This is a genomic window from uncultured Chitinophaga sp. (genome assembly GCF_937898475.1).
Lineage (GTDB): Bacteria > Bacteroidota > Bacteroidia > Chitinophagales > Chitinophagaceae > Chitinophaga.
This window is the reverse complement of the sequence record NZ_CALEJS010000017.1, coordinates 1-8,793: the sequence shown is the minus strand read 5'-3', so window position 1 is coordinate 8,793 and position 8,793 is coordinate 1. Positions and strand designations below refer to the sequence as shown.

The 8,793-nt window shown below is 47.5% G+C and carries 2 protein-coding genes; both read right to left on the bottom strand.

Going from position 1 to position 8,793, the window contains the following annotated elements:
• The coding region (locus Q0577_RS14140; RefSeq protein WP_298737352.1) for a condensation domain-containing protein at positions 1-1,447 on the bottom strand (1,447 nt) is incomplete at its 3' end.
• A gap of 18 nt (positions 1,448-1,465) precedes the next feature.
• Positions 1,466-8,779 carry a non-ribosomal peptide synthetase gene (locus Q0577_RS14135; protein ID WP_298737349.1) on the bottom strand — a complete coding sequence of 2,438 codons (7,314 nt, stop codon included), beginning with the start codon at positions 8,777-8,779 and terminating at the stop codon, positions 1,466-1,468.
• Positions 8,780-8,793 lie beyond the last annotated feature (14 nt).

The following is an 8,793-nucleotide window of genomic DNA, read 5'->3' as shown; positions in this document are numbered from 1 at the left end:
GCAGCAAATTGAGGCCATCCTGCGAATCGATGAACATAAACGTCAGGTCAAACTTACTCACTGGCTGAGCGCTGTTGCCGAGAGGACTGATCCTGAGGTTGATGCCATCGAACGCCTGCCCTTCCTGCTGTGTTCTGGTTTTGAGGTCATGATAGTCGATGAGCACATCGAATAGCGGACTGCGACTCATATCCCTTTGCAGTTGCAGATCCTCTATCAGCTTGTCGAAAGGATATACCTGGTGCTGATAGGCATCCAACGTTATCTGGCGGGTATGTTGCAATAGATCAGTGAATGAGAACTGCTTATCTAAACGCAGTCTCAGGGCAAGTGTATTGAGGTAACAACCGACTTGGTCATTGAGCTCCATATGCTCCCTGCCGGCGACAGGGCTTCCGATGATAATGTCTTGCTGTTCGCTGTAGTGATACAATAAGGTGGCTACACTAGCCAGCAGACCCATAAACAAGGTGGCGTCCTGCCGGTTGCAAACTGTCCGCAGCGCAGCTGTTAGCTCCGCGCTAATACGTTTATTGATACTGCTGCCGTTATATGTTTTTACAGCGGGCCTGCTTTTATCTACGGGCAGTTTTAATACTGGTATTGCTCCCTGGAGTTGTTGCATCCAGTATTTTTTGTGTAATGCTAATGCATCTCCGATTAGCTGCTGTTCCAGCCAGCAGGCATAGTCCTTATATTGTATGCTTAGTGGGGCGGGTGAAGGTTGTTCCCCTTTCAGATGTTGCATATAGAAGCTTAGGAGCTCTCGGATCAATATCTCCATAGACCATCCGTCACCGCAGATATGATGCATCACATAGGTAAATACCCAGCGGTTGGCAGCTACCTGGTATAGTGAAGCCCTGATCAAAGGACCTTTGACAAGGTCAAAGGGTTGCTTGAGGTCCTGTTCGATGTGACGGCGGAGTACTTCCTTCGGCTCCTTTTGCAGGTCTGTATATACGATCCGGAAAGCAGACGTGGCCACATCTGCTGGCAATATAAGCTGCCGCGGCTCACCCTGGTCAGTTTGGCGGAATATGGTGCGCAGGCTCTCGTGCCGTTGTATCAGCATGTTGAATGCAAAGGAGAGTGCTGTAATATCCAGTTGACCCTCAAAGTTGTATACGCCCGGCATGTTATAGGCTACGCTGCCCTGTTCGAACTGGCTGAGCACCCAAAGCCTCCGCTGGGAGGATGAGAGCGGATAGTCTGCCCGCTCTTCCGCTTTAGTCAGCGCTGTGTGCCCATTCCTGCTGAACGTTGACAGGTAATCAATCAGCGCTGTTTTATGAAAGAGGATCTCATCCAACAGATCCTGTTCTATTTTTTCTTTATGATATTTAATGGATAATTCGCCATCTGCTAATCTGACCTGTATGTTGTTTTTCCTTAATTTAGACAAAAGGGCTCTCATGGAAACTGCATTAAGATCTTTTACCGTCATGTGAGATTATTTGCTTGTTTACAACTTGATTTCATTATAAACATCACCGTCTTCGTCCAGTGAACTTTGCAACCATATGTCATTGCTTATAATATCTGCCAAAGTTTCAATGGTCGGTTCCGCGAAAACATCCTTTATGTTTAGTTCGGTAGAGAACTCTTTTTTTATTCTGGCAATTAGCCGGATCGCGGTTAAACTATGGCCGCCCAGCATAAAGAAATTGTCCTTTATGCCAATGGTATCTTTGCCAAGTATTTCCTGCCAGATGTTCACAAGTTGTTGCTCTATATCGTTTGAAGGAGGAACATAGGAACCGGTGGTGCTGTCAATGCCTGCGGGGATTGGCAACATTTTTTTATCTGCTTTGCCATTGGTCGTTAAAGGCATATTTTCCAGTTGCACATAATACACTGGCAACATATGAGCAGGTAGCAGCTTAATAAGATGGTTACGAATCTCTGCTGTATCCAACTGGCGTTTTGCCGTCAGGTAAGCCACCAACTCTTTCTCATCCACAGTATTGCTTATGCAGGTTACTACAGCTGCAGTTATATCTGACAATGTCAACAGCGCATTTTCAATCTCTCCGGGTTCAATACGATAGCCCCTGATCTTCAATTGTTCATCCTTCCTGCCTATGTATTGTATCTCACCTTGTGGCAGCCATCTTCCCAGATCACCCGTCCGGTACATAAGGCTGCCAGGCCTGTAAGGATTAGGAATGAACTTTTGCGCAGTAAGCTCGGGGTTATTGAGATATTGTTTTGCCAGCCCTGCGCCCGCGATGCAGATCTCTCCTGCCACACCGATAGGACAAAGCTGTCCAGCCTCGCCAAGGATAAATATCTCTGTAGCCGTAATGGGCTTACCGATCAGTATCTGTGCATCATCTTCCTGCAACTCTTTTACGATGCATCCTACTGTAGCTTCAGTAGGCCCGTATTCGTTATATACTGCCATATCTGGATTCAGCGACTTCAATATGCGCACCTGTTCCTTCGTCACTTGTTCGCCACCCAGGATGGCTGTTTTAATACCCGTGCTGTCCAGTTCCAGCTGGGCAATGAGATTTACATGGGAAGGTGTGATCTTCAGTGCATTAATACCACTCTCTGGACTACAGCAGTGCTGCAATATGCTTTGTATATCCCTGTGTTGTTCATAGATGAACAGTTCACCACCCGATGTAAGCGGACAGAAAATGGAGGTGATAGACAGGTCAAATGCAATAGAGGTGAACCAGCCAAATGTTGGTGGTGTGCCCTGTCCGAAGTAGTAACTATTTGCCCACCTGGTATAGTGGGAGAGGTTGCCGTTAGTTATAGCACATCCTTTAGGCTGGCCGGTAGATCCGGAAGTATAGATCACATAGGCCAGCGCATCAGCCGGAAATTCACTAGGCAGACTAACATCATCAACCGCTGCTAATCCTTCCAGTTGTGCATCAATAGCAAAGAGCGGCCCCTGGTAATAATCAATATCAAATATGTAATCAGTCTGAGTGATGATCAGCTGTACAGCAGCATCTTCAACAATAAATTGTTTGCGTGCAGGCGGGTAAGCCGGATCAATGGGTACAAATGCAGCTCCTGCTTTCAGGATAGCCAGTATGGCAATGATCAGCTTATCTGAACGATCCATCATCACTGCTATCCGGTCACCTGTCTGGATGTTGTACTTGCGTAACAGATAAGCCGCCAGATGATCAGAAATATCATCGAGCGCTTTATATGTAATGGATCCACCTTCCCAGAGAAGCGCACTTAGTTCAGGGTTACGTATTGCCTGTTCCCTGAAGAGCGATACCGCGGGCTGATAGCCAGTGTAATGTTCCGGAACTGTATTAAACGCATTGAGCAGTAGTCGTTTTTCTGCAGCAGTGATGTAATCTGCCTGGTAGACGGGAAGATCAGGTGTAGTAACAATATGCTCGAGTATATTGCAGAATAATGTTACGAGTTGCTCCACGTTAAGTCCAGCCTTCAGCTTACGGGTCAGCCTTACAGTAAGCACATAATTGCCACCGGTCCGGTTGATCATGAAGTCAAGGAAAGTATTGGTAAGGTCTATTCCTCCTGTAACTTCAAGACTGGAAAGCGACTGGCGCTGCTGTGCTACAATAGCTTCTTCTTTTACGGAATCAAATACGTGGAAGTCAACAAAGTCGAATAGTACGTCAAAGAAGGGATTCCCTGCTTCCTGTTGTTTGTTGTGTATCCTTGCTATCTCGAACATGCTGAGCCTTTCCCTGTCCTTGAGCGTGATCAGTTGCTGATGAACGGCAGCGATCAGTTCTGCCCCTGTTTGCCGCTCATTTATGTGAATATTGAAAGGAATGGTGTTCAGGAAGCAGCCGAGTAGCTTATCGCTATCCTCGCTGTTTGGCCGCATATTGGTCACCAGACCGGTGAGTATATCCGGATCGTAGTTGAGGATTTTAAGCAGGTAGAGGTAGGCGCTCAGCGATATAACCTTTACAGTGGTTCCCTGGTTGATTGCTGTATTTTCCAGCTTCGCTAATAAATTGGTATCCAGTCTGTGGTGCAACAGCTGCAGGTCCTGTTCCTGGGTGAATATCTCCAGCCGCTCAGCATTTTTTAATTCCTGTTGCCAAAAATCACGAGTGCCTTGATCCTGTTTATCCAGCTCATGCTGAATGATAAAGTCCTTATATGATACTTTGATTGGATCTGGAATATAAGTACTATCTGTTGCCAGTTTGAGATAAAGGTTGTTGAGCTCTGTCATGAAGAGTGCATCACTCCATCCATCGATGATGGCATGATGGCATTGGAATACAAATACGATCTCTCCATTGCCAAGGTTAAATGCAGCCATACGCCATAGGGGCGCCAGAGAAAGGTCGAAGGGCCGTCTCATCTCTTCCGCCAGGAACAGGCGAACGTGTTCTTGCTGTTGTACCCTATCCCGGAAGGAGATATCCTGGTAAACCAGGTCTGTTACTACCTCTTTATAGACGATCTGCACTTCTCTTTCAAAATCACTGACGTTAAAGGCAGTTCTGAGAATAGGGTGTTTGGCGGAGAGCAGTTGCAGCGCCAGCTGGAACCTATTGATATCGAAGTCCGGGAATAGCCGCCGGTGTACCATTTGGTCATGATACATACCGCTGTCCTGGTTCACCATAGAGCTGAATACCATCCCTTTCTCGATATCGCTCATGGGGTATATGTCGGCTATGTTTTCTCTGTCAGTAAGCCTGGGAAGGATGCTTTCTTTTAGTGATTCGATTTCCGCTCTTACCGCAGCTTCTTTTTGCTGTCTTTCCATCTGCAATTGAAGCCTGTCGTCATGGTGGGTAAGCGTATTTGCCAGCAGCGCCGCAATGGTGGGATGCTTGTATACATCTGCAACCGGGATGTCGAGGTGCAGTTGTTTTCTGACGACTGCCAGCATCCTTAGTATTTTGATGGAGTCACCGCCAAGATCAAAGAAACTGTCCCTGGTACCCACTCTTTCCCTGCCCAGTATTTCCTGCCAGATGTTCGCCAGCAGCTGTTCTGTATCACTGTCCGGTGCAACGTAGGAAAGGTACTCTTCCTGGCCCGCCGCTCTGAGCCCTGGCAGCATTTTTCTGTCTACTTTTCCATTGATAGTTAAAGGAAGTGCCTCCAGCTGCACAAAGTGGGAGGGCAGCATATAAGCGGGTAATAGCCCGGCCAGGTAATCGCGTAGGTCGGCCGTCTGCAGAGGACCTTCTCCAACTATATAAGCGATTAGTCCTTTCTCTCCGCTGCTATTAGTTGCAGCATCTACTAGGACATTGGTAATGCCCGAATACCCCTGCAGACAGCTCTCAATCTCCCCGGGTTCAATGCGATATCCCCTGATCTTCAATTGTTCATCCTTCCTGCCAATGTATTGTATTTCGCCTTGTGGCAGCCATCTTCCCAGATCACCCGTCCGGTACATAAGGCTGCCAGGACTGTAAGGATTAGGAATGAACTTTTGCGCAGTAAGCTCGGGGTTATTGAGATATTGTTTTGCCAGCCCTGCGCCCGCGATGCAGATCTCTCCTGCCACACCAATGGGACAAAGCTGCCCAGCCTCGCCAAGGATAAATATCTCTGTCGCCGTTATTGGCTTACCGATCAGTATATGCGCATCATCTTCCTGCAACTCTTTTACGATACATCCTACTGTAGCTTCAGTAGGCCCGTATTCGTTATATACTGCCATATCTGGATTCAGCGACTTCAATATGCGCACCTGTTCCTTCGTCACTTGTTCGCCACCCAGGATGGCTGTTTTAATACCCGTGCTGTCCAGTTCCAGCTGGGCAATGAGATTTACATGGGAAGGTGTGATCTTCAGTGCATTAATACCACTCTCTGGACTACAGCAGTGCTGCAATATGCTTTGTATATCCCTGTGTTGTTCATAGATGAACAGTTCACCACCCGATGTAAGCGGACAGAAAATGGAGGTGATAGACAGGTCAAATGCAATAGAGGTGAACCAGCCAAATGTTGGTGGTGTGCCCTGTCCGAAGTAGTAACTATTTGCCCACCTGGTATAGTGGGAGAGGTTGCCGTTAGTTATAGCACATCCTTTAGGCTGGCCGGTAGATCCGGAAGTATAGATCACATAGGCCAGCGCATCAGCCGGAAATTCACTAGGCAGACTAACATCATCAACCGCTGCTAATCCTTCCAGTTGTGCATCAATAGCAAAGAGCGGCCCCTGGTAATAATCAATATCAAATATGTAATCAGTCTGAGTGATGATCAGCTGTACAGCAGCATCTTCAACAATAAATTGTTTGCGTGCAGGCGGGTAAGCCGGATCAATGGGTACAAATGCAGCTCCTGCTTTCAGGATAGCCAGTATAGCGATGATCAGCTTATCCGAACGGTCCATCATCACTGCTATCCGGTCACCAGTTTGAATGTTGTACGCATGTAACAGATGAGCTGCCAGACGATCGGTTACTTTATTCAGTTCCCTGTAAGAAAGTGCATGATCCTCCCATAATAGCGAAGGTTTTTCCGTAAGTCGCTGCGCCTGTTCGCGGAAAAGTCTGACCACCGGTTGATACCCGGAATAATGTTCCGGTACAGTATTAAACACATTGAGCAATAACTCCCGTTCTTTACTGCTAATGTATTCAAGCCGGCTGATAGCTTGTTGCTGATTAGCAACAACCGCCGCCATGATCTCTTCGAGGTGACTAAACATCCGTTCGGCGGTCTCGTGCTCAAACAAATCTGTGTTATACTCCAACAGCAGGTTCAGTCCGTCCTGCGCCTCAATGAACATAAATGTCAGGTCAAACTTGCTTGCGGGTTGGGCGTTGTTGCCAAAGGAACTGATCTTGAGCTTTGTGTCCTCCATTATTTGCGTTGTGTGTTGTGCTCTGTTTTTGCTGTCATGATAGTCAATGAGCACATCAAAAAGAGGACTGCGGCTCATGTCCCTTTGCAGCTGGAGGTCATCGATCAGCTGATCGAAGGGATACACCTGGTGCTGATAGGCGTCCAGGGTAAGCTGTCTGGCTTGCTGCAGCAGCTCCGTGAATGATGACTGTTGGTTTAAACGCATCCTTAATGCGAGTGTATTGAGGTAGAAACCGATCTGGTTATCGAGGTCCGCATGTTGCCTGCCTGCAACCGGACTGCCAATGATAATATCCTGTTGGCCGCTGTAATGGTGAATCAGGGTGCTTACAGCCGCCAGGAGTCCCATGAACAGGGTTGCATCCTGCTCGCGGCAGATCTTTTTAAGTTCTGCTGTTAAACGGGCGGGCAAGCCTCTGTAAATACTGCTGCCATTATATGTTTTTACTGCGGGCCTGCTTTTATCCAATGGCAGCTCAAGTACAGGCAATGGACCTTCCAGTTGTTTGATCCAGTAGTTCCTGTGGAGCTGTAGCTGTTCTCCCTGTAATTGATCCCTTTGCCAGCAGGCAAAATCTTTATATTGTATCGTCAACGCTGCAAGGATTGGCTGTTCACCTTTCAAGTAAGCATTATATAAAAGCAGGAGTTCACGTATCAATATTTCCATAGACCACCCATCGCTGCAGATATGATGCATTACGTAAGTAAATATCCAGCGGTTGGTAGCTACCTGGAAAAGCGTTGCACGGATCAAGGGCCCTTTACCAAGATCAAAAGGTTCCCAGAGATCATTTTGTATATGTCGATGTAACAACGCCTGTTGGTCTCTCTTTTCCTGAAAATCTTTATAGTTGATTTGGAATGTGGCAGCGGCTGTATCAGCTGGTAAGATGATCTGTCGCGGTTCTCCCTGATCATTTTGTCGAAAAACGGTGCGCAGGCTTTCATGCCGCTGTATAAGATGCCTGAATGCAAAGGAAAGTGCTGCGTTATCGAGTGCTCCTTCAAAGTTATATACGCCCGGTATGTTGTAAGCCACGCTGCCCTGTTCAAATTGGCTGAGTACCCATAACCTGCGCTGGGCGGAGGAGAGGGGATAATCCGCCATCGAAGGTGCTGGCGCTATAGCAACGAAGTCTGCTTTGGCGGCTACTTGTATAAGCTTCGCCTGATCTGCTAAACGCTTTTTGGAAAATATATCCCTGAGATCCACTTTAACATGGAATGCCCGTTGTAACTGGCTGGCCAGCCGTATTGCAGTTAAGCTATGGCCACCCAGGTCAAAGAAATTGTCATAAATACCCACTTTTTCTTTGCCCAGTATGTCCTGCCAGATATTTGCCAGCTGCTGTTCTGTGACATTGGTGGGGGAAACATATGTCGTGCTTTGATCCAAACCGGCGTTGCTGGGTGCAGGTAACTTTTTCTTGTCAACTTTGCCGTTTGTAGTTAAAGGGAATGTTTCCAGCTGCACGTAATGCACAGGCAGCATGTGCGCCGGAAGCTGCCGGGCAATATGGTTCCGTATATCGGCCGTTGACAGGTGTTCGCTGCCAACCAGGTAAGCAACCAGTGCTTTTTCCCCATCTTTGCTGGTAACAGCGTTTACCACCGCGTTGGTGATATCCGGATGTGACAGCAGGGCATTTTCGATCTCTCCGGGTTCAATACGATAGCCCCTGATCTTCAATTGTTCATCCCTTCTGCCTATGTATTGTATCTCACCTTGTGGCAGCCATCTTCCCAGATCACCGGTCCTGTACATAAGGCAGCCAGGCCTGTAAGGATTAGGAATAAACTTCTGTGCAGTAAGCTCGGGGTTATTGAGATATTGCTTAGCCAGTCCCGCGCCTGTGATGCATATCTCTCCTGTCACACCAATGGGACAAAGCTGTCCAGCCTCGCTAAGGATGAATATCTCTGTAGCCGTAATGGGCTTACCGATCAGTATCTGCGCATCATCTTCCTGCAACTCTTTTACGATAC